Genomic DNA, 20,301 nt, shown 5'->3' with positions numbered 1-20,301 from the left:
GGGCGTCGATCGCCTCATCGAACCGCCGCACCTGCTGCAGGGCCGTACCCAGGTTGTTCAGGGCCTGCCCCTCGCGGTGATGGTCACCCAGCTCGGCGAACCGGGCGGCGGCCTGCTGGTGGGCGTCGATCGCCTCATCGAACCGCCGCACCTGCTGCAGGGCCGTACCCAGGTTGTTCAGGGCCTGCCCCTCGCGGTGATGGTCACCCAGCTCGGTGAAACAGGTGGCGGCCTGCTGGTGGGCGTCGATCGCCTCGTCGAACCGCTGCACCTGCTGCAGGGCCGTGCCGAGGTTGTTCAGGGCCTGGCCTTCGCCATGGCGCTCCACCAGCTCGCGGCACGCGACGAGGTCCTGCTGGTGGGCCGCGATGGCCTCGTCGAACCGCTGCACCTGCTGGAGGGCGATGCCGAGGCTGTTCAGCGCCCGGCTCTCGCCATGACGTTCGCCCAGTTCGCGGCAAATTATCAGGTCCTGCTGATAGCTCATGGGGTCTCCCGGGAGTTGCGCCGTTCATGACGACACCCTCAGCAATCAGCCAAACGTGGACGGCCGCAACCGGTCAGGGGCCGGTGGCACCCAACCGAATGGTGCTTTCGCCTGTCTGGCGGACGGGCGCGGTCCGGGTCCGCGCCGCGCGTCCCCGGACGCCACGAGCCCCGGTCCAGGGGTCAGGTCCCGGACCGGGGCTGCTCTTGGGGGGCTTGTCCCGGATCAGACGTTAATCGGCGCGGTCGGCCCGCGGTCGGCGATCGAGCCTCCGGCTGCGATCTCGTACGAACCCTTCACAAAAGCCGACCGGGCACGGCGGTATCACCTGCCGGCCGGCACCGCCGCCACGACTTCGATCTGCCGTCGGTGTGTTCGACGCGGGCGACCTGCGAGTAGTACGGGCTCAGTGGCTGCGGCGCGCCGGCGGGTTCCCGAGGGTGATCCGCATGCCCTTGACGCCAGGACCGGCCCGGACATGCGACAAGCGAATGTCCCGCATGGCCGCCATGCCCCGGCCGCGTGGCTCTTTCGCGCCGGGGACCGGGGGCACCATGGCGCCGGTCACTTCCGTCACGCGATACTGCCGCCGTCCACCGCGGCACGCGCCCACAGCGACGGAAGGACCCGAACTCCCTTGTCATCCACCCGAATTCACGTCGGGGTGCTCGGCCTGGCCCTGCTGGCCGGCCTGTCCGCCCCCACCGCCACGGCCTCCGCCGCCGCGCCGGCGACGCCCCCCTCCGCCACCGTCGAGGAGCAGCGGCTCGACAACGCCGTACCGCGGGAGATCCTCCGCCGCTCCGGATTCGACGACGTGGCACCGCGGTTCAGCCGCGAGCTGGAGCGGGCGCCCTCCTATGCGCGGGCCCGGCGCGTCGTCGTACGGGAGGGATCCGCGCTGTGGCGGCGGGCCGTGGACCGGGCGCAGGGGCGGGGTGCGCCGGGCGGTGACCTGAGCCGGGACGACGACCGTCCGCTGTACTGGGCTCGGCTGGCGCTGACGCGGGAAGTACGGAGCTGGGAGCCGGAGTTCGGCATCAGCGACCGGCAGAGGTCCTCGCTGCTGGACCAGTTGGAGCAGACCTCGCGCGGCCGGACCGACCTCCGCTACCCGGACAAGGGGCGGGTGCGGCGGGTCCTGCTCACCGGCTTCGACCCCTTCACCCTCGACCGGGACATCCGCATCTCCAACCCGTCCGGGGCCACCGCGCTCGCGCTCGACGGCACGGTGATCGAGACGGCCCAGGGCCCGGCGCGCATCGAGACCGCCATGTTCCCGGTGCGCTGGCACGACTTCACCGGGGGCACCTCCCAGGCGTTCGGCTCAGGGGAAGGGGCGGTGGAAGGGGCCGTGGAGCGGACGCTGCGGCCGTATCTGCCGAAGGTGGATCTGTTCACGACCGTGAGCCAGGGCCGCGTCGGCCGGTTCGACATCGAGCGCACCAACGGCGCCTGGCGGGGTGGCTTCCCGGACAACGACAACGTCTCACGGACGGAGACCGTCCCGGTCGCCGATCCGGCCTCGCAGCCCCAGTGGACGACGACGACCCTGCCGTACTCCGCCATCACGGCCGCGGACACGGGACGCTTCCCCGTCCGCGACCACACGGAGGTGACCGAGATCCCGGTGGGCGGCACCGGCCCCGTCGTACGGCCGGACGGCCCGAGCCCCGGCTCGACGGCGCGTGCCGGGGGCGGCGGCGACTACCTGTCCAACGAGATCGCCTACCGGGCCACGCTGCTGCGGGACCGCCTCGGCCTGCACGACAGCCTGCCGGGCGGACATGTGCACACGCCCGTTCTCCAGTTCGGCTCCGGCAACACCGACCCGGCGACCGGCACGGTCACCGACCCGGAGTTCGTGCACAACCGGCTGGACATCATCGACCAGGTGCGGTCGATCGTGACGGTCGCGCTCGGTGCGACGGAGCGAGCGCGCGACTGACACCGAGAGCGGTCAGGACCGGGCCGATCACCGTGCCGAGAGCCTTCCGGCCCGGGTCACGGGGTGACGTCCTCCGTCTCGGGCTCCCCGTCGCGAGCGGAGTCGTCGCCGGTGCTCTCCTCGTCCAGCAGGTCACGGGCGAGGAGCGTGGCGCCGGCGACCGCGCCCGGCATCAGGAACACCGCGACGAACGGCACCAGGAAGGCCAGGCCCAGGGGTGTGCCGAAACCCCAGACCAGGGTCTTGCGGGAGCGGAGCAGGGTGAGCCGGGTGCGCAGTTCCACGCCCCGGCGCTGCAGGGCCACGGCGGTCAGTTCCTCGGTGAGGAAGAAGCCCGTGACGAAGAAGCCGAGCACGGGTACGACGGTCTGGCCGACGAACGGCAGGAAGCCGAGGGCGAAGAGCAGCACACCCCACAGCACGGCCCGGACCAGGACGCGCAGGCTGTCGCGGGCCGAGATCCACAGCTCGCGCCAGAGCGGGAGGCCGGACCGCGGGGCGGTGCCGTCGGGTGAGACGTCGGCGTCGACCTGCTCCGACAGGTTCTCGTAGAACGGCTGGCCGACCAGCAGGGTGACGGCGGTGAAGGTGAGCACCGCCAGCAGCAGCCCGAGGGCGAACAGGACGGCCGTCAGGAAGCCGCGGAACAGGCCCTGCCAGGGACTGGACCAGTGGTCCGCGAACGGGGTCGCCCAGGCGACCGCGTCCTCGCCCCACACGGCGAGCGCGACCAGCGCCGCCACGTAGAGGACCAGCGTGATCAGGCCGGGCAGCAGGCCGAGGCCGTAACTACGGCCGTGCCGGGCCACCCAGCGCTGGCCCTTCAGCAGATAACCGAACCCCACCCCGAGATCGCGCATGGCGGAAACTTTACCCAAGGCCTCACGCGTCGAGCATGCGGCGCAGCAGGTCGCGCAGGGAGCGCCGTTCGTCCGCGGAGAGGCCGGCGAGGGGTTCGCGGGCGAAGCGCAGGCCTTCGCGCAGGTCCCGGGCGACCCGCAGGCCGTCCTCGGTGGCGGCGGCCACCTTCACCCGGCGGTCGGTCGGGTCGGGGCGCCGCTCCACCAGGCCGCGGGACTCCAGGCGGTCCACTATCCCGGTGACGTTCGAGGGCTCGCACTTGAGCTTCTGGGCGAGCTTGCGCATGGGCAGGGGTTCCAGCGCCAGCAGGCTGAGGAGCCGGGCCTGCGGGCCGGTCAGCCTGTGCTCGCCCGCCGCCTCCTCGTAGTCCGCGTAGAAGCGGGCCACGACGTCACCGATCAGCTCGACGACCTCCATGGTGAGGGCGTCGACGCGGTGGGGCTTCGGTGGGGTGGACATGCCCACCAGGATACCCGGTTACTTGACATGCTGAAATATTCAGGTGCAGGGTTGTTTCAGGTACTGAAGCATCTGAGTCACCCAAGGAAGGCCCCCTCATGTCCGAGTCCCCCGCACTCCCCGCCGTAAGCCGCGAGTGGCACCTGCTCAGCCGCCCGGTCGGCTGGCCGAAGCCCGAGGACTTCGCCCTGGTCGAGGTGCCGGTCCCGACCCCCGGTGAGGGCCAGGTGCTGGTGCGGAACAAGTACCTCTCCGTCGACCCGTACATGCGCGGCCGGATGAGCGCCGCCAAGTCGTACGTCGCCCCCTTCGAGCTGGGCAAGGTCATGCAGGGCGGCGCGGTCGGCGAGGTCGTCGCCTCCAACGCCGAGGGCATCGCGGTCGGCGACCACGTCCTGCACTTCTTCGGCTGGCGCGAGTACGCGGCCGTGGACGCGAAGAACGCCGTGCGGGTCGACTCCGATGCCGCGCCGCTGTCGACGTACCTGGGCGTCCTCGGCATGACCGGCCTGACCGCCTACGCCGGCCTGCTGCGCACCGCCTCCTTCAAGGAGGGCGACGTCGTCTTCGTCTCCGGCGCGGCCGGTGCCGTCGGCAGCCAGGTCGGGCAGATCGCCAAGCTCAAGGGCGCCTCACGGGTCATCGGCTCGGCCGGCTCCGACGAGAAGGTCAAGCTGCTCGTCGAGGAGTACGGCTTCGACGCCGCGTTCAACTACAAGAACGGCCCGGTGGGCGAGCGGCTGCGCGAGGCCGCCCCCGACGGCATCGACGTGTACTTCGACAACGTCGGCGGCGAGCACCTGGAGGCCGCCATCGGAGCACTGAACGAGGGCGGCCGGATCGCTGTCTGCGGCATGATCTCCGTCTACAACAACACCGAGCCCGCCCCCGGCCCGCGGAACCTCGCCCGGCTCATCCAGACCCGCGGCCGCATCGAGGGCTTCCTGGTCGGCGACCACTACGACCTGCAGCCGCAGTTCGTCCAGGAGGTCGGCCCCTGGGTCGCCTCGGGCGCGCTGAAGTACCGCGAGACGGTCGTCGAGGGCATCGAGAACAACCTGGAGGCGTTCCTCGGGGTCCTGCGCGGCGACAACACCGGCAAGATGATCGTCAAGCTCTGACCCCTGGCCTGGACTTTCCGGCATGCGGTAGTTTCTTTCCAAAATCCGCCGTCGATCGTGGGCGCGAGTCACGGCGGACCGAGGAGGAAGACAACCGCATGCCCATTCAGCAGTCCGACGTCCTGTACACGGCTGTCGCCACCGCCGAGAACGGCCGGGACGGCCGCGTCGCCACCGACGACGGCAAGCTCGACGTCGTCGTGAACCCGCCCAAGGAGATGGGGGGCAGCGGCGCCGGCACCAACCCGGAGCAGCTGTTCGCCGCCGGGTACAGCGCCTGCTTCCAGGGCGCGCTCGCCGTGGTCGCCCGCCAGGAGGGCGCCGACGTCTCCGGCTCGACCGTCACCGCGAAGGTCGGCATCGGCAAGAACGAGGACGGTTTCGGCCTCATCGTGGAGATCACGGCGGACATTCCGGGCGCCGACGAGGCCACCGCGCGAGCTCTGATCGAAAAGGCTCACCAGGTGTGCCCGTACTCGAAGGCGACGCGGGGGAACATCACCGTGACGCTGGCCTGACGTCGGTCGTTGCGTAGACGGCAGCCGCATCCTTGGACGTGGGGTGCGGCTGCTGTACGTCCGCCCCGGCCCCGAAGTGGCGAGCGGGCGTCAGGTGCTCGCCAGCGCCGCCCGGTGTACGGCGGCCGCCAGTCGGCTGTTCTCCGGTGCCGCTCCCCCCGGGAAGGCGAAACGGCGGCGGGTGTAGCCGTAGGCCAGGCCGCTGCGGGGGTCGGCGAAGGACTGGACGCCGTTCGCGCCGCTGTGGCCGATCGTGCCGGCGCCGAGGAAGGGGTGCCAGGTGTCGGCGGTCGCCTGGAAGCCGAGGCCGAAGGACTTGTGGGCGCGGGCCACCAGGTCGTACCCCGCGGAGTGGATCTGCCCGAACTCCGCGACCGTGTCCTCCTTGAGCAGCGGGGCCTTGCCGTCGACCTCGCTGACGGCCGCCGCGTACATCCCCGCGAGACCGCGCGCCGAGGCCACCCCGCCCACCGACGCCGGGCCCTTGGCGCGGATCAGCCGCTCGTTCGCCAGCCCCTCCAGGTCGGTCGGCTCCGCGCCGTGCCGGTTGGAGGCGATCGCGGCGAGGGTGTGCGGCCCCGTCGGCAGCGCGTCGAGGAGGGCCTGCTGCTCGGCGGTCGGGAGCATCGGCTGGACGGTACGGAACCGGGGTTCCCGGCCGGCCGGCAGGCCCAGGTGGAAGTCGAGACCGTAGGGCGTGCGGATCCGCTCCTCGTACAGCTCCTGGATGGTCCGGCCCGTGGCCCGCCGGACGACCTCGCCGGTCAGCGCGCCGATGACCAGGGCGTGGAAGCCGAAGGCCGTGCCCGGCCGCCAGAACGGCCGCTGGTCGGCGAGGCGTTCGGCGATCGCCCGGTCGTCGGCCAGCTCCGCGCGGGTGAAGCCGGTGTCGGTGCCGATGAGCCCCGCGCGGTGCGCCAGCAGGTCCCGCAGGGTCAGCGCGCCCTTGCCCTCGGCGGCGAACTCCGGCCAGTAGTAGGTGACTTTTCGGTCCAGCTCCAGCGTGCCGTCCTGCACGAGCAGCGCCGCGACCAGGTGGGCCGCGCCCTTCGTGGCCGAGTACACGCCGTAGAGCGACTCGCCCGCCACGCCCTCGCCCGCCCACAGGTCCACGACGCGGCGTCCGCGCACGTAGGCGCACAACTGACCCTCGTAGTCGTCCCGTTCCCCGGCGACGAAGGCGGCGAACTCCTCGCGCACCGCCTCGAAGCCGTCGGCGACCGTCCCGTGGACGGTGTTCTGCTGCGTCATCCGCTCTCCTCGACCGAGCCGCTGCTCGCTGCACCCTCTCCCGACAACGTCCGCTCGCGCTCCGGGCGTTCCCGAGACCGATACGGCGAGACCTACCTGTTCGACTCAACCGCCCACCGAGCCGGAGGGTGTGACCGGTACCCCGGATGGCGCAGGGAAGGGGTGGTGCGGGGCACGCCTCGGGCGCGACTCAGGTGCACCACCACAGGAAGCGGTCGCAGGTCCTGGTGGGCGACGGTTCCGGGGTCGGGTCGGCGGTCGTCGGAGCCGCGGTGGGGGTGGCGGCGGGCCCGGTCGTGGCCGACGAGGCGGCGGGGGCGGTGGTCGACGCACCGGCGCGCGCCGTGGCCGACCGCTGCGCCGTGGCGGTGTCGGTGGCGGACGGGGAGACGGAGTCCTTGTCCTTGGCGGACGCGGAGGCGGACGCGGAGGCGGACGCGGAGCCGGAGGCGTCCGGGGAGGCCGACGTACCCGGGGAGACGGCGGCGGTGCCGTCGAGCGGGTCGGCCGTGCGGTCCGGCGCCGCGGAGGAGGCGCCGCCGTCGGCCGAGGTGTCCCCGCCCGTGGCCGGCGTGTCACCGGAGAACGGCGAGAAGGGCGCGTCCGTGCCCAGTTCGGCGAGGCTGAGTCCCCCCGCGGCCAGGACGAAGCCCGCGGCGACCAGCACGGTACGGCGACGGCGGCGCCGGTGCGCGGCGGCCTTGCGGTCCCGCCGGCTGGAGTCGGTCTCGGCGGGGCTCGCGGTGGCGGTGCCGCGCCCCCTGCGCCGGGCGGCCCGGCCACCGGCCCCGGCCTCACCCCGTTGCTCGCGCTCCTCCTCCGGCCCGTCCGGCTCTTCCCGCTCGTCCGGTCCGTCCGACTCGTACGCAGCGGTGACGTCGTGGTCCCGGGTGACGCCGTGGCCCTCGGCAGGCGCGTCACCGCCGTACCGCTGCGCGGGGACGCGCTCGTCGAAGCCCGCGGAAGGGTCCTGCCCGCCGTACCCCTGGGAAGGGATGTGCCCGCCGTACCCCTCGGGGACGACCTGCTCGCCGTACCCACCGGCGGGGACCTGGCCGCCGTACGCCTGCGCCGGAACCTGGCCGCCGTACGTCTCACCCGTACCCGCGTACGCGTGTGCGACCGGCGCCTGTGTGGACACGTCGAGCCGCTCGGCCGGTGCGCCGCACCCCGGGCAGGCCAGAGCGCCGTTGAGGTGCCGTTGGCACGGGTGGCAGTAGTCCATGACGCGGGAAGACTAAGGTCCACGCGGGTCACGTTCCTAGCCACGCCTGTGAAGGTTTGGTAGGAGAGCGAAAGAATTCTCGAAAGCCGTGCCGAAACCGTTACCCGTTCGACCCATTGACACTCCCGCCACCCCGTCCTTACTGTCACGCCAGCATTTCGAACGTGTGACGAAATCTCGAACAGCTGAGGGGCAACTGCCGTGCGCATCACCGGAATCAGCACACACGTGGTCGGCACGCCGTGGCGCAACCTGACCTACGTCCAGGTGCACACCGACGAGGGGATCACCGGAGTCGGCGAGACCCGGATGCTCGGTCACACCGACGCGCTGATCGGCTATCTGCGGGAGGCCGAGGCCAATCACATCCTCGGATCGGACCCGTTCGCCGCCGAGGATCTCGTACGGCGCATGAAGTACGGCGACTACGGCCGCGCCGGTGAGATCGTGATGTCCGGCATCGCGGTCGTCGAGATGGCGTGCTGGGACATCAAGGGCAAGGCCCTGGGGGTGCCGGTCTGGCAGTTGCTCGGCGGCAAGGTCACCGACAAGGTGAAGGCCTACGCCAACGGGTGGTACACGACCGAGCGGACCCCGGAGGCCTACCACAAGGCGGCCCAGGGGGTCGTCGAGCGCGGGTACCGGGCGCTGAAGATCGACCCGTTCGGCACCGGTCACTTCGAACTCGACCACGCGCAGACGCTGTACGCCGTCTCGCTCATCGAGGCCGTGCGCGATGCGATCGGCCCGGACGCCGAGCTGATGCTGGAGATGCACGGCCGCTTCTCCCCCGCCACCGCGGTACGGCTCGCGCGTGAGCTGGCCCCCTTCAAGCCCGCCTGGCTGGAGGAGCCCGTGCCGCCGGAGAACCTCAAGGCGCTGGAGAAGGTCGCGGCCAAGGTCGACATCCCGGTCGCCACCGGTGAGCGCATCCACGACCGCATCGAGTTCCGCGAGCTGTTCGAGAACCAGTCCGTGGACATCATCCAGCCCGACGTCGGCCACATCGGCGGCATCTGGGAGACGCGGAAGCTGGCCGCGACCGCCGAGACCCACTACATGCTCGTCGCGCCGCACAACGTGGGCGGGTCGGTGCTGACCGCCGCCTCTCTCCAGGTCGGCTTCACCTCCCCGAACTTCAAGATCCTCGAGCACTTCAACGACTTCGCGGACGCGGAGATCAAGAAGGTCGTCAGGGGGGCACCGCAGGTCGTCGACGGGTACTTCCACCTGTCCGACGCGCCGGGTCTCGGGGTCGAGCTGGACGTCGACGCGGCGGCCGAGTTCCCGCAGCAGCAGGCCCGGTTCGACCTGTGGGCCGACGGCTGGGAGCAGCGCAGGCCGAAGGGCACCAAGTGAGTTCCCAGGTGCTGATCGAGGCGCCGGGCGTGCACCGGGTCGAGGCCCACACGCCTCGCGACCCCGGTCCCGGTGAGGCCCTGGTGGCCGTGCACGCGGCCGGCATCTGCGGCAGCGACCGCGAGGTGTACCAGGGCAACCGGCCGAAGGGGTACGTCCGTTACCCGCTCACTCCCGGCCACGAGTGGTCGGGGACGGTCACGGCGGTGGGGGCCGGGGTGCCCGCCTCGCTCGTCGGGCGCAAGGTCGTCGGCGAGGGCTTCCGCAACTGCCAGGTCTGCGACCGCTGTCACGCGGGCGAGACCACGCTGTGCACGGACGGCTACGAGGAGACCGGCTTCACCCAGCCGGGCGCCATGGCCGGCACGCTCACCCTGCCCGCGCGGCTGCTGCACGTCCTGGCGGACGACGCCGACCTCACCGCCGCCGCGCTGCTGGAGCCGGCCGCCTGCATCGCGGCCGCCGCGCTCAAGACGGGAGCACGGCCGGGCGAGCGGGTCGCGGTGGTCGGCACGGGCACGCTCGGGATGTTCGCCGTGCAGTTCCTGAAGGCCGTTTCGCCGGTGGAGCTGCTGGTGGTGGGCACGCGGAACGACCGTGAGGCGCTGTCCCGGCGGTTCGGGGCCACCGACTTCCGGCTCAGGGACGGGGAACTCCCCGACGACTTCGACGTGGTGATCGAGACCGCCGGGTCCGCGTCCGCCGCGCGCACCGCCGCCTCGCTGCTCCGGCGCGGCGGACGCCTGGTCCTGACCGGCATCCCGGCGCCGGGCGCGGACGGGCTCGATCCGACCGGCCTCGTCGTACGGCAGCTGGAGGTGCACACCGTCTTCGGGGCGCCGCCGGACGCCTGGGCGCACACCGTGCGGGTGTTCGGCGCCGGGCTGCTGGACCCGCTGCCGCTGGTCTCGCACGAGCTGCCGCTGACCGAGTTCTCGCAGGCCATCGAGCTGGTCGGGGCCGGCGACCCGAAGGTGGGCAAGGTGCTGCTCCGCCCCTAGGAGGTGTCTCCCCCCAGCCGTACGCCGGTCGGGGCGTGACCTGACGGCGCCCTGGCCGGCGTACCACCAAGGCTTTTCGGCAGTGCCACCAAGGCCTTTCCGCGCCCCGAGCCGCGAACCTTGTCCGATATATCGAACACAAAGGACAGCTTGTGACCGACGCTTCCGCCCCGGCAGCCCGCAGGCCCGGCGAGCAGGTGCTCGCCGCACTCGGCCTGAGCGCGGCCGCCCTCGACCCCGCCGACACCTCCGCCCACAGCTTCCCGGGCGGCGGCCGCTGGCGCACCGAGATCCCCTCGTGCGAGGGCCCCGAAGCGCTGGCGGTCGTGCTCAAGGAGGCCTCCCGCCTCGATGTGCCGATCCACCGGATCAGCCAGGGCAGCGGCGTGTGGATGCTCACCGACGCCGAGATCACCGAGATGGTCGGGGCCACCGCCGAACGCGACATCGAGCTGTGCCTGTTCACCGGCCCGCGCGGCACCTGGGACATCGGGGGCTCGGTGCGGTCCGACTCGCGGGGGGCCGGACTGCGTGCCCGGGGTCACGACGCCATGGCGGGCTGTGTCGAGGACGCCGTGCGGGCCACCGAGTTGGGCGTCAGGTGCCTGCTGGTCGCGGACGAGGGCGTGCTGTGGACCCTGCACCGGGCGCGTGAGACCGGGATCATCCCGGCCGACACCACGCTGAAGGTCTCGGCGCTGATCGGCCCCGTCAACCCGGCCTCCTACGCCGTCTACGAGCGGCTCGGCGCCGACTCCGTCAACGTGCCCAGCGATCTGACACTGGATCACCTCACCGAGATCCGCAGGCTGTCCGGCGCCCCCATGGACATGTACATCGAGGCCCCCGACGACCTCGGCGGCTATGTACGGATGTACGAGGTCGCCGAGCTGATCCGGCGCGGCGCCCCGCTCTACCTCAAGTTCGGCCTGTCCAAGGCTCCCGGCATCTACCCGTGGGGCACCCACCTTCGGGACCTGACCCTGGACACCGCCCGGGAGCGGGTGCGGCGCGGCCGGCTCGCCCTGGACCTGCTCGCCCGGCACGGCGCGGACGGCGACATGGCGCCACTCGGCTCCCGGCTGCCCGGCCCGCTGAACCGCTTCCCCAGCACCGCGTGACCCCTCTCAACGACGAGACGACCAAGGACTGATCACCATGCGCAACCGCAGAGCCGCACTCGCCGCGATAGCCGGAGCCGCCTCCCTCGCCCTCACCCTGACCGCCTGCGGGCAGAGCGGTGAGGGCGGCAGCAAGGAGGAGAAGAGCAGCGCCAAGGGGGGCACGATCGGCATCGCGATGCCGACCAAGTCCTCCGAGCGCTGGATCTCCGACGGCAAGAACGTCGTCAAGGACCTCGAGGCCAAGGGCTACAAGACGAAGCTCGTCTACGGCGAGGACGACCCGGAGCAGCAGGTCTCGCAGATCGAGAACCTGATCACGCAGGGCGTCAAGGGCCTGATCATCGCGGCCATCGACAACAAGTCCCTGAACAGCGTGCTCCAGCAGGCCGCGGACGCCGGCATCCCGGTCATCTCCTACGACCGTCTGATCCTCGGCACCAAGAACGTCGACTACTACGCCTCCTTCGACAACGAGAAGGTCGGCCGGCTGCAGGGCACGTACATCGTGCACAAGCTGGGGCTGGACAGCGGCAAGAAGGGCCCGTTCAACATCGAGCTGTTCGCCGGCTCCAACGACGACAACAACACCCGGTACTTCTTCAACGGCGCGATGAGCGTCCTGAAGCCGTACCTGGACAAGAAGCAGCTCGTCGTCCGGTCCGGCCAGACCGCGCTCAACAAGGTCGTCACGCTGCGCTGGGACGGCGCCACCGCCCAGCGGCGCATGGACGACATCCTCACCTCCTCGTACAAGAGCGAGCGGGTCGACGCCGTCCTCTCGCCCTACGACGGCATCTCCATCGGCGTCCTCTCCGCGCTGAAGTCGGACGGCTACGGCTCCGGAAGCAAGCCGCTGCCGGTCATCACCGGCCAGGACGCCGAACTCGCCTCCGTGAAGTCGATCATCAGCGGTCAGCAGACCCAGACCGTCTACAAGGACCTCCGCAAGCTGGCCGAGGTCGCCTCGACGATGGTCGACGACGCCCTGAACGGCAAGAAGCCGCAGGTCAACGACACCAAGTCGTACGACAACGGCAGCAAGGTCGTCCCCGCCTACCTGCTCCAGCCGGTCAGCGTCGACAAGACCAACTACGAGGACGTTCTGGTCAAGGGCGGTTACTACACGGCCGGCCAGCTCAAGTAAGCCCGCTGCCCGACCGACCCCACACTGATTGGAAGGCACGACCATGGCGGGACCCGTCCTGGAAATGCGCTCGATCGTCAAGACCTTTCCCGGTGTCAAAGCGCTCTCGGACGTCACACTGACGGTGCGTCAGGGCGAGGTCCACGCCATCTGCGGCGAGAACGGCGCCGGGAAGTCCACCTTGATGAAGGTGCTCTCCGGCGTCCATCCGCACGGCAGTTACGAGGGCGAGGTCCTCTTCGAGTCAGAGCCCTGCCGGTTCAAGGACATCCGGGCGAGCGAGCAGCACGGCATCGTCATCATCCACCAGGAGCTGGCGCTGGTGCCGTACCTCTCCATCGCGGAGAACATCTTCCTCGGCAACGAGCACGCCAGGCGCGGCTTCATCAACTGGAACGACACGCTCAAGCACGCGACCGAACTGCTGCGCCGGGTCGGTCTGACCGATCACCCGGAGACCCGCGTCGCCGACATCGGCGTGGGCAAGCAGCAGCTCGTGGAGATCGCGAAGGCGCTGTCGAAGCAGGTGAAGCTGCTCATCCTGGACGAGCCGACGGCGGCGCTGAACGACGAGGACAGCGGCAAACTCCTCGATCTCATCCTGGAGTTGAAGAAGCAGGGCATCACCTCGATCATCATCTCCCACAAACTCAACGAGATCCGCCGGGTCGCCGACTCGGTGACGATCATCCGCGACGGGCGCTCCATCGAGACGCTCGATGTGAAGGCCGCGGAGACGACCGAGGACCGGATCATCAGCGGCATGGTCGGCCGCGACCTCGACCACCGCTTCCCCGAGCGCACCCCGCACCAGGCGGAGGAGGGCGCGGCCCCGGCCCTGGAGATCCGCGACTGGACCGTGCACCACCCGATCGACCAGCAGCGCAAGGTGGTCGACGACGTGTCGCTCGAGGTGCGGCGCGGGGAGATCGTCGGCATCGCGGGCCTCATGGGCGCCGGCCGCACCGAACTCGCCATGAGCGTCTTCGGGCGGTCCTACGGCCGGTATGCCGGCGGCACGGTCCTCAGGGACGGCAAGGAGATCCGTACGAAGACCGTCGCCGAGGCGATCGGGCACGGCATCGCGTACGTCACCGAGGACCGCAAGCACTACGGCCTCAACCTCATCGACACCATCAACCGCAACATCTCGCTGACCTCCCTGAGGAAGGTCGCCAAGCGGGGCGTGGTCGACGAGCACGAGGAACGGCAGGTCGCCGAGCGGTTCCGCACGTCCATGAACATCAAGGCGCCGACCGTCTTCGAGCCGGTGGGCAAGCTCTCCGGCGGCAACCAGCAGAAGGTCGTCCTCAGCAAGTGGATCTTCGCGGGTCCGGACGTGCTGATCCTGGACGAGCCGACGCGCGGCATCGACGTCGGCGCCAAGTTCGAGATCTACACGGTCATCGACAAGCTGGCGGCCGAGGGCAGGGCGGTCGTCTTCATCTCCTCCGAGCTGCCGGAGCTGCTCGGCATGTGCGACCGCATCTACACGATGGCCGCGGGGCGGCTGACCGGCGAGTTCTCACGGGCCGAGGCGTCTCAGGAATCGCTGATGCGCCAGATGACGAAGGACAAGGAGGTAACCCGATGAGCACGGACGTGACCGCCAAGACCCCGGCCCCCGCGCCGCCCGGGAAGAGCGGCGCCCCGGCCTCCGGCGGCCTGCTGCAGCTGATGCTGGACGGCCTGCGCAACAACATGCGGCAGTACGGCATGCTGATCGCGCTCGGCCTGATCGTGGCCCTGTTCTCGGTGTGGACCGACGGCGACCTGCTGCTGCCGCGCAACGTCTCCAACCTGGTGCTGCAGAACAGCCACATCCTGATCCTCGCGATCGGCATGATGCTGGTGATCATCGCGGGCCACATCGACCTGTCGGTCGGCTCGCTGACGGCGTTCATCGGCGCGTTCGCCGCCGTCCTGACGGTGGAACACGGGGTGTCCTGGCCGGTCGCCCTGGTGCTGTGCCTGCTGGTGGGCGCGGTCGCCGGCGCGGTCCAGGGGTTCATGATCGCCTACTTCGGCATACCCTCGTTCATCGTCACCCTCGCCGGCATGCTGATCTTCCGCGGTCTGACGGAGATCTTCCTGGAGGGCCAGACCCTCGGCCCGTTCCCGGACGGGCTGCAGAAGATGGGCAACGGCTTCCTGCCGGAGGCCGGTCCCCACACCAACTACCACAACATCACGCTGCTGCTGGGCATCGCGCTGATCGTCTTCTCCGTCCTGCAGGAGTTCCGCGACCGCAAGCGCCAGCAGGAGTTCTCGCTGGACGTGGCACCCAGGAACCTCTTCCTGCTCAAGCTCGTCGCCATCACGGCCGCGATCCTCGTCGTCACGATGCTGCTCGCCAGCTACAAGGGCGCGCCGATCGTGCTGCTCATCCTCGGCGCGCTGGTGGTCGGCTACGGCTACGTCATGCGCAACGCCGTCTTCGGCCGTCACATCTACGCGATCGGCGGCAACCTGCCGGCGGCGAAGCTGTCCGGCGTCAAGGACAAGAAGGTCACCTTCTACGTCTTCCTGAACATGGGCGTGCTCGCGGCCCTGGCGGGTCTGGTGGTCGCCGCCCGCCTGAACGCGGCCTCGCCGAAGGCGGGCCTCAACTTCGAACTCGAGGCCATCGCCTCGTCGTTCATCGGCGGTGCGTCCATGAGCGGCGGCGTCGGCACCGTCCTCGGTGCCATCATCGGCGGTCTGGTCCTCGGCGTGCTGAACAACGGCATGAACCTCCTCAGCGTCGGCACCGACTGGCAGCAGGTCATCAAGGGCCTGGCCCTGCTGGTGGCGGTCGGATTCGACGTGTGGAACAAGCGCAAGTCCGGTTCGTAGGTCAGCTCGGGCCCCGCCGGTCACCGGCGGGGCCCTTCCTCGTACAGGAGCCGCACATGGAACTGAACAGACGCACGGTCATCGCGGGAGCCGCGGCCGCGGGCATCACCGCGACCACCCTCGGCACGGGTACCGCACAGGCAGCCTCGGGAGGCAGGAAGCCGGTGAAGGAACTCTTCGGCAAGCTGGCCGACGGCACCAAGGTGTACCGCTGGTCACTGGAGAACGGCGGGACCCGCCTCAAGGTCCTCTCCTACGGCGGCATCGTCCAGACCCTGGAGATCCCCGACCGGCACGGCCACCACGCCAACATCGTCGCGGGCTTCGACAACATCGACGACTACGTCGCCGCGAGCCCGTACTTCGGTGCCCTGATCGGCCGCTACGGCAACCGCATCGCCAAGGGTCGGTTCACCCTCGACGGCAAGAGCTACCAGCTCTCCGTCAACGACGGCGCGAACAGCCTGCACGGCGGCACCAAGGGCTTCGACAAGCACGTGTGGGACGTCGAGCCGTTCACCCGGGGCTCCGACGTCGGCCTGCACCTGCACTACACGAGCGTCGACGGCGAGATGGGCTACCCGGGCACGGTCAAGGCGAAGGTGACGTACACCCTCACCAAGCACGGCGAGTGGCGCATCGACTACGAGGCCACCACCGACAGGGCGACCGTCGTCAACCTCACCAGCCACGTCTACTGGAACCTGGCCGGCGAGGGCAGCGGCACGGTCGAGGACCACGAACTCCGCATCGCCGCCTCCCAATACACCCCCACCGACCCGGGTCTGATCCCCACCGGCGAGCTGGCCAAGGTCTCCGGCACCCCCTTCGACTTCCGCCATGCCAAGCCGATCGGCCGGGACATCCGGGCCGGTCACGAGCAGCAGGTGCAGGCCAAGGGCTACGACCACAACTGGGTCCTGGACAAGGGCGTCACGGCGGATCCCGAACACATCGCCACCCTGCGCGACCCCCGCTCCGGCCGCACCCTGAGGATCGCCACCGACCAGCCGGGCCTGCAGTTCTACTCCGGCAACTTCCTCGACGGCACCCTCACCGGCACCGGCGGCCGCACCTACCGCCAGGGCGACGCGCTCTGCCTGGAGACACAGCACTTCCCGGACTCGCCCAACCACGCGCACTTCCCGTCGACCGTGCTCCGGCCCGGACAGACATACCGGACGACGACGATCCACACGTTCGAGGCGTGAAGAGGCTCACACCACTGGTGAGTTGAACGCCACTGCCGTCCCTTCCGTACCCAAGGGCGGCCCGTGCTCCCCCGCACGGGCCACCCTGAACGGAGGTTCCCTTGGCCGGCAACGTCACCTCGTTGTTCCGCGGCGCCGCCGCGCACAGCCCTTCGATGGCGGCGCTGACGCGGGAGGGTGGCGACGGGACCGGCCCGGTGGACTTCTGCATCCCGTGCAACCCGTACTTCCCCACTCCGGCCATGTTCGACGAGATGTCGGCCCGGTTGCGCGAGATCGTCACGTACTACCCCAGCAGCGCCGAGACGATCACGGCGGAGCTGTGCGGCCTGCTGCGACTGCCCCCGCAGTGCGTGGCGATGGGCAACGGCTCCACGGAGCTGATCACCTGGATCGATCATCTCCTCGTCCGTGAGTCGCTGGCGGTCCCGGTACCCACCTTCGGCCGCTGGACCGACCAGCCGATGGAGACGGGCAAGCGGGTCGACATGTTCCCGCTCCAGGAGGCGAACGGCTTCGCCCTGGACCTGGCCCGGTACGCCGAGTTCATCCGCTCCCGGGGCACTCGGGTCGTGGTGATCTGCAACCCCAACAACCCCGACGGCGGCTATACGCGCAGGCAGTCGGTGGTGCAGTTCATGGACGCCATGGCCGACCTCGACCTGGTGGTGGTGGACGAGTCCTTCCTCGAGTTCGCCGACGCGGAGGCCGAACCGAGCGTCGTCCAGGAGGCGATGCTCCGCCCCAACGTGGTCGTGCTGCGCAGCCTCGGGAAGAACTTCGGCCTGCACGGCATACGCTTCGGCTACCTGGTCGCGAACCCGGCGCTCGCGGGCCGGATCCGCTCGATGCTGCCCAAGTGGAACCTCAACTCCTTCGCCGAGCACGTGGTGTTCATGCTGAAGGAGCACGGCGCCGCGTACGCGCAGAGCCTCCAGCAGGTCCGCCGCGACCGGCTGGAGATGGCCAGCCACCTCTCCGCACTCCCCGGGCTCACGGTCTACCCCTCCCAGGGCAACTTCCTCTTCATCCGGCTTCCCGTCGGTGCCGAGGGCACGGTGGTCCGGGACCGGATGCTCACCGAGCACCGGATCCTGGTCCGCGAGTGCGGCAACAAGATCGGTTCGTCCAGTCGCTTCCTGAGACTCGTGGTGCGCCCCCAGGTCGACGTCCGTCGCCTGGTGTCCGGCCTGGAGCAGGTGCTCTACGGGACCAGGAGGGGAACCGCCGTACCCGAGCTGAGCACCGGGACCAGCTACAGCTCGGGTACGGCGGCCGTGGACCGGCTGATGAGCGAGACCAACGGGTCCGGTATGCGGGGACTTGCCGCCCAGGCCACCGCCGCTTCCGCTCCCGCCCCGGCCGCCGGCACCGGCATGCCGCTCCCCGCCGCCGTGTCTCCCGGCGCCGGGATGCCGATGCCGGCGGCAGCCCAGCCGACCCCACTTCCCACGCCGACCCCACTCCCCACGCCGACCCCACTTCCCACGCCGACCCCACTGCCCACGCCGATGCAGGCGCCCATACCGGCACCGGTACCCGCACCGCTGCCGGTCCAGCAGCCGATGCCACCGGCACCCGCACCGCGGCCGGCCCCGCTGCCGGCGCCCGCACCACTCCCGGCGCCCGCCCCCATCCCGGCACCGCCACCGGTACCGGCACCGGTCCCGGCGCCCGCGGCCACCGTCGCGCCCACCCCGCCCGGTGTTCCGGCCCGCGGCGGCCTCACCGCGGCCCAGGTACGGGGCATGACGGCCCCGGCCCCCGCCACGGGCTTGGCCCCGGCCCCGGCAACAGGCTGGCCCAACACCCGGAGCTGGCCCGACGCCGCGGGAATGAGCCAAACGGGCTAGGTGTGCTGTCCCGGCGCAGCCGGGCGGTGATCGGCAGAGCCGTACCAGGCCGGCTACGGCGAACCCGCGGGTGCGGGGCGTGGTGGGGGCCTGGAGTGCGGAACGTCCGTGCCGATCACCGCCGCCCTTCTAGGGCTTCGGGCACTCCTTCCAGGCCAGGTGGTAGATGGTGCTGATGTCGCCGTCCGTCGAGTCCATCGTCATGAAGCTGACCTTGGCCGGGGCCGACGTCCCGGCGCTGACTCTCAGTTCGGTGTTGATGTTGAAGTTGCGCAGGGCCCCGCAGGGCGCCCAGACCAGTTGGGCCCAGTCCGTACTGTCGGTGGCCTGCCAGTCGTCGTTGGCGGGCCCGTTGAAGGGGTGGCTCCGGGGCACGGTGTTCGAGGAGCCCTGGAAGTAGTACGAGGCCTTCTGCGTAGCGCTCGCACCGGGCTGGAGCGAGAGGAAGCCCCGGTAGTCCGCGCTGGCGACGGCGTAGGTGAAGCCCTGGGGCACGTGGACCACCAGGTTGAGCTGGCAGTTCTTGCGGAAGGCCGTGGGGTCGGAGTTGCCGCCGACCTGGGCCAGGTAGCTGCTGTACGTCACCGTGAAGGCCGTGTTGTCCGGTGACACGGCCACGGCGGCCGTACCGGCGGGACATCCCGAGCCGTTGACCGTCGCCACGTCGATGACGATCTTGTCCGGGGGCGGGTCGTCGAACACGGGGGACGAGGACTGGGCGGGAAGCGCGGTGGTGAGAAGAGCGGCTACGGCACCGCTCAGGAGGAGTCCACCAGCCATGATTTCTCCCTGTTGTAGGGGTGGGGGGTACGCCTCCGATCCACCCGTTCACCTTGAAGAAACTGTGCGTCATCTGTGAAGGAGAAAGGGAGGCGTGGGTAGCGTAGAGAGCCCCGCCCGCGCCGGGGAGCGTGAACTCCGGCCATTCACAACGGAGTTTTCACTTCCCGTTCTCGGCGACGCCGTGATCGGCGGAGAACGCCTCCAGCATCGCCTTCGCGGTAAGGGCCGCGTCGTAGTCCTCGGCGACGCCGGGCACCAGGATGATGTCGCCGTCGATGTGCCGCGAGCGCAGCGGCGCGATCTCCTGGTACGCCTCCGACTCCCACCAGGCCCGGGCCTGGGTGATCGACGGGAAGCCGATCACGACGACATGTCCGGGCCAGGTGCCCTCCTTCACCTCGTGCGGGGCGCCGTGCACGAGGAACCGGCCGCCGAACGGTTCGAAGGTCGCGGTGATGCGCGCCATGTACTCGGCGGTCTCCGGGTGCGGGGCGGCTTCCTGCAGGTGGGCTATCGCGTAGGCGGACATGGCATCCTTCCGGCCGGATCGGCTTTCGTTGTGCACGATCCTGTCCCGGGGGCGGGCCGGGGTCGATGACCTGGCAGGTAATGCGCCGGCCCTGGTGGCAGGCGGTCGACCAGCGGTCCGGCGGACAACCCTCAGGGGTTCTCCCAGGCCCCCGGTTCCGCCGCCAGCGCCCGGACCGGCTCGGGCAGCGCGTCCGCCGCGAGGTCGGCGAGGGTGACGCCCTCCAGGATCCGGCGCACATTGGCGCGCAGGGCGATCCACAGGGGGAGCAGGGGCTGGGCGGTGCCGGTGTAGGCGAGGCCGGTCGGGCGTTCGCCGCGTACGGAGACGATGGGGCCGTCGACACTCCGGATGACGTCCGCCACCGTGATCGCCGCCGCGTCCCGGGCCAGCCGGTAGCCGCCGCCACCACCGCGCCGGCTGTCGACGATTCCCGCGCGCCGGAGGTCCCCCAGGATCCCTTCCAGGAACTTGTGGGGAATGTCCTGAACGGCGGCGATCTCCTCCGCCTTCACCGGGCCGTCACCCTGCCGTACGGCCAGCTCCAGAACCGCCCGTACCGCGTAATCCGCCCGTGCCGAGATCCTCATGG

Annotated in this window: 19 protein-coding genes; 11 read left to right on the top strand and 8 right to left on the bottom strand. The window is 70.5% G+C overall.

What is annotated here, in order from left to right; genetic code table 11:
* Positions 1-487, bottom strand: a 487-nt coding sequence (locus tag AC07C1_RS07380; RefSeq protein WP_478937524.1) for a tetratricopeptide repeat protein, incomplete at its 3' end; no start/stop codon positions are given.
* A gap of 637 nt (positions 488-1,124) precedes the next feature.
* On the opposite strand from AC07C1_RS07380, the gene AC07C1_RS07375 reads away from it, so the two are divergent.
* Complete coding sequence (locus AC07C1_RS07375) at positions 1,125-2,435, top strand: pyroglutamyl-peptidase I (RefSeq protein WP_478937523.1); 1,311 nt, start codon at positions 1,125-1,127, stop codon at positions 2,433-2,435.
* Between the two features lie 56 nt (positions 2,436-2,491).
* Here AC07C1_RS07375 and AC07C1_RS07370 read toward each other — a convergent pair whose 3' ends face one another.
* On the bottom strand, positions 2,492-3,295 hold the full coding sequence (locus tag AC07C1_RS07370) for an EI24 domain-containing protein (RefSeq protein ID WP_478937522.1): 804 nt from the start codon (positions 3,293-3,295) through the stop codon (positions 2,492-2,494).
* Between the two features lie 22 nt (positions 3,296-3,317).
* Positions 3,318-3,755, bottom strand: a complete 438-nt coding sequence (locus AC07C1_RS07365) for a MarR family winged helix-turn-helix transcriptional regulator (RefSeq protein WP_478937521.1) — start codon at positions 3,753-3,755, stop codon at positions 3,318-3,320.
* A gap of 98 nt (positions 3,756-3,853) precedes the next feature.
* Between AC07C1_RS07365 and AC07C1_RS07360 the strand changes: the two genes are divergently transcribed.
* On the top strand, positions 3,854-4,876 hold the full coding sequence (locus tag AC07C1_RS07360; RefSeq protein ID WP_478937519.1) for an NADP-dependent oxidoreductase: 1,023 nt from the start codon (positions 3,854-3,856) through the stop codon (positions 4,874-4,876).
* 98 nt (positions 4,877-4,974) lie between these two features.
* Positions 4,975-5,394 carry an organic hydroperoxide resistance protein gene (locus tag AC07C1_RS07355; RefSeq protein ID WP_478937518.1) on the top strand — a complete coding sequence of 140 codons (420 nt, stop codon included), beginning with the start codon at positions 4,975-4,977 and terminating at the stop codon, positions 5,392-5,394.
* 90 nt (positions 5,395-5,484) lie between these two features.
* Here the strand turns inward: AC07C1_RS07355 and AC07C1_RS07350 are convergent, their stop codons facing one another.
* The gene (locus AC07C1_RS07350; RefSeq protein ID WP_478937517.1) at positions 5,485-6,645 is read right to left on the bottom strand and encodes a serine hydrolase domain-containing protein; all 1,161 of its coding nucleotides are present in this window, start codon (positions 6,643-6,645) and stop codon (positions 5,485-5,487) included.
* 190 nt (positions 6,646-6,835) lie between these two features.
* The gene (locus AC07C1_RS07345) at positions 6,836-7,870 is read right to left on the bottom strand and encodes an SCO2400 family protein (protein ID WP_478937516.1); all 1,035 of its coding nucleotides are present in this window, start codon (positions 7,868-7,870) and stop codon (positions 6,836-6,838) included.
* A 201-nt stretch (positions 7,871-8,071) separates the two neighbouring features.
* Between AC07C1_RS07345 and AC07C1_RS07340 the strand changes: the two genes are divergently transcribed.
* The 8 genes from AC07C1_RS07340 to AC07C1_RS07305 all read left to right on the top strand — a co-directional run bounded on the left by AC07C1_RS07340 (position 8,072) and on the right by AC07C1_RS07305 (position 18,397).
* Positions 8,072-9,229: a mandelate racemase/muconate lactonizing enzyme family protein gene (locus tag AC07C1_RS07340; RefSeq protein ID WP_478937515.1), complete on the top strand. Its 1,158-nt coding sequence runs from the start codon at positions 8,072-8,074 to the stop codon at positions 9,227-9,229.
* Positions 9,226-10,230, top strand: coding sequence for a zinc-dependent alcohol dehydrogenase (locus tag AC07C1_RS07335; RefSeq protein ID WP_478937514.1), 1,005 nt, complete (start codon positions 9,226-9,228; stop codon positions 10,228-10,230). The genes AC07C1_RS07340 and AC07C1_RS07335 overlap by 4 nt, the downstream gene beginning before the upstream one ends.
* Before the next feature lie 152 nt (positions 10,231-10,382).
* Positions 10,383-11,351 (top strand): hypothetical protein, encoded by a 969-nt coding sequence (locus AC07C1_RS07330; RefSeq protein WP_478937513.1) that lies wholly within the window; start codon positions 10,383-10,385, stop codon positions 11,349-11,351.
* 37 nt (positions 11,352-11,388) lie between these two features.
* Positions 11,389-12,498 (top strand): multiple monosaccharide ABC transporter substrate-binding protein, encoded by a 1,110-nt coding sequence (gene chvE, locus AC07C1_RS07325; protein WP_478937511.1) that lies wholly within the window; start codon positions 11,389-11,391, stop codon positions 12,496-12,498.
* 43 nt (positions 12,499-12,541) lie between these two features.
* Positions 12,542-14,092 carry a multiple monosaccharide ABC transporter ATP-binding protein gene (gene mmsA, locus AC07C1_RS07320; RefSeq protein ID WP_478937510.1) on the top strand — a complete coding sequence of 517 codons (1,551 nt, stop codon included), beginning with the start codon at positions 12,542-12,544 and terminating at the stop codon, positions 14,090-14,092.
* Positions 14,089-15,333: a multiple monosaccharide ABC transporter permease gene (gene mmsB, locus AC07C1_RS07315; RefSeq protein ID WP_478937508.1), complete on the top strand. Its 1,245-nt coding sequence runs from the start codon at positions 14,089-14,091 to the stop codon at positions 15,331-15,333. The genes mmsA and mmsB overlap by 4 nt, the downstream gene beginning before the upstream one ends.
* 56 nt (positions 15,334-15,389) lie before the next feature.
* A complete protein-coding gene (locus AC07C1_RS07310) occupies positions 15,390-16,544 on the top strand; it encodes an aldose epimerase family protein (protein ID WP_478937506.1) in 1,155 nt (384 codons plus the stop codon).
* Positions 16,545-16,645: 101 nt separating this feature from the next.
* On the top strand, positions 16,646-18,397 hold the full coding sequence (locus AC07C1_RS07305) for a pyridoxal phosphate-dependent aminotransferase (RefSeq protein WP_478937505.1): 1,752 nt from the start codon (positions 16,646-16,648) through the stop codon (positions 18,395-18,397).
* Positions 18,398-18,526: 129 nt separating this feature from the next.
* Here the strand turns inward: AC07C1_RS07305 and AC07C1_RS07300 are convergent, their stop codons facing one another.
* The 3 genes from AC07C1_RS07300 to AC07C1_RS07290 all read right to left on the bottom strand — a co-directional run bounded on the left by AC07C1_RS07300 (position 18,527) and on the right by AC07C1_RS07290 (position 20,299).
* Positions 18,527-19,177 carry a DUF4360 domain-containing protein gene (locus AC07C1_RS07300; protein ID WP_478937503.1) on the bottom strand — a complete coding sequence of 217 codons (651 nt, stop codon included), beginning with the start codon at positions 19,175-19,177 and terminating at the stop codon, positions 18,527-18,529.
* Positions 19,178-19,337: 160 nt separating this feature from the next.
* Positions 19,338-19,709 carry a DUF1330 domain-containing protein gene (locus AC07C1_RS07295; RefSeq protein ID WP_478937502.1) on the bottom strand — a complete coding sequence of 124 codons (372 nt, stop codon included), beginning with the start codon at positions 19,707-19,709 and terminating at the stop codon, positions 19,338-19,340.
* A gap of 131 nt (positions 19,710-19,840) precedes the next feature.
* Entirely contained in the window at positions 19,841-20,299 is a 459-nt protein-coding gene (locus AC07C1_RS07290) for an RrF2 family transcriptional regulator (protein WP_478937501.1), read from the bottom strand.
* Positions 20,300-20,301 lie beyond the last annotated feature (2 nt).

This window comes from Streptomyces sp. NPDC045022 (assembly GCF_056432605.1).
This window is presented reverse-complemented; position numbering and strand designations above follow the sequence as displayed.

What these genes read in the sequence shown, in the direction of transcription:
- AC07C1_RS07370 (WP_478937522.1), bottom strand. Translation starts at nt 3,295, where the DNA reads ATGCGCGATCTCGGGGTGGGGTTCGGTTATCTGCTGAAGGGCCAGCGC.
- AC07C1_RS07365 (WP_478937521.1), bottom strand. Translation starts at nt 3,755, where the DNA reads ATGTCCACCCCACCGAAGCCCCACCGCGTCGACGCCCTCACCATGGAG.
- AC07C1_RS07360 (WP_478937519.1), top strand. Translation starts at nt 3,854, where the DNA reads ATGTCCGAGTCCCCCGCACTCCCCGCCGTAAGCCGCGAGTGGCACCTG.
- AC07C1_RS07355 (WP_478937518.1), top strand. Translation starts at nt 4,975, where the DNA reads ATGCCCATTCAGCAGTCCGACGTCCTGTACACGGCTGTCGCCACCGCC.
- AC07C1_RS07350 (WP_478937517.1), bottom strand. Translation starts at nt 6,645, where the DNA reads ATGACGCAGCAGAACACCGTCCACGGGACGGTCGCCGACGGCTTCGAG.
- AC07C1_RS07345 (WP_478937516.1), bottom strand. Translation starts at nt 7,870, where the DNA reads ATGGACTACTGCCACCCGTGCCAACGGCACCTCAACGGCGCTCTGGCC.
- chvE (WP_478937511.1), top strand. Translation starts at nt 11,389, where the DNA reads ATGCGCAACCGCAGAGCCGCACTCGCCGCGATAGCCGGAGCCGCCTCC.
- mmsA (WP_478937510.1), top strand. Translation starts at nt 12,542, where the DNA reads ATGGCGGGACCCGTCCTGGAAATGCGCTCGATCGTCAAGACCTTTCCC.
- mmsB (WP_478937508.1), top strand. Translation starts at nt 14,089, where the DNA reads ATGAGCACGGACGTGACCGCCAAGACCCCGGCCCCCGCGCCGCCCGGG.
- AC07C1_RS07310 (WP_478937506.1), top strand. Translation starts at nt 15,390, where the DNA reads ATGGAACTGAACAGACGCACGGTCATCGCGGGAGCCGCGGCCGCGGGC.
- AC07C1_RS07300 (WP_478937503.1), bottom strand. Translation starts at nt 19,177, where the DNA reads ATGGCTGGTGGACTCCTCCTGAGCGGTGCCGTAGCCGCTCTTCTCACC.
- AC07C1_RS07295 (WP_478937502.1), bottom strand. Translation starts at nt 19,709, where the DNA reads ATGTCCGCCTACGCGATAGCCCACCTGCAGGAAGCCGCCCCGCACCCG.
- AC07C1_RS07290 (WP_478937501.1), bottom strand. Translation starts at nt 20,299, where the DNA reads ATGAGGATCTCGGCACGGGCGGATTACGCGGTACGGGCGGTTCTGGAG.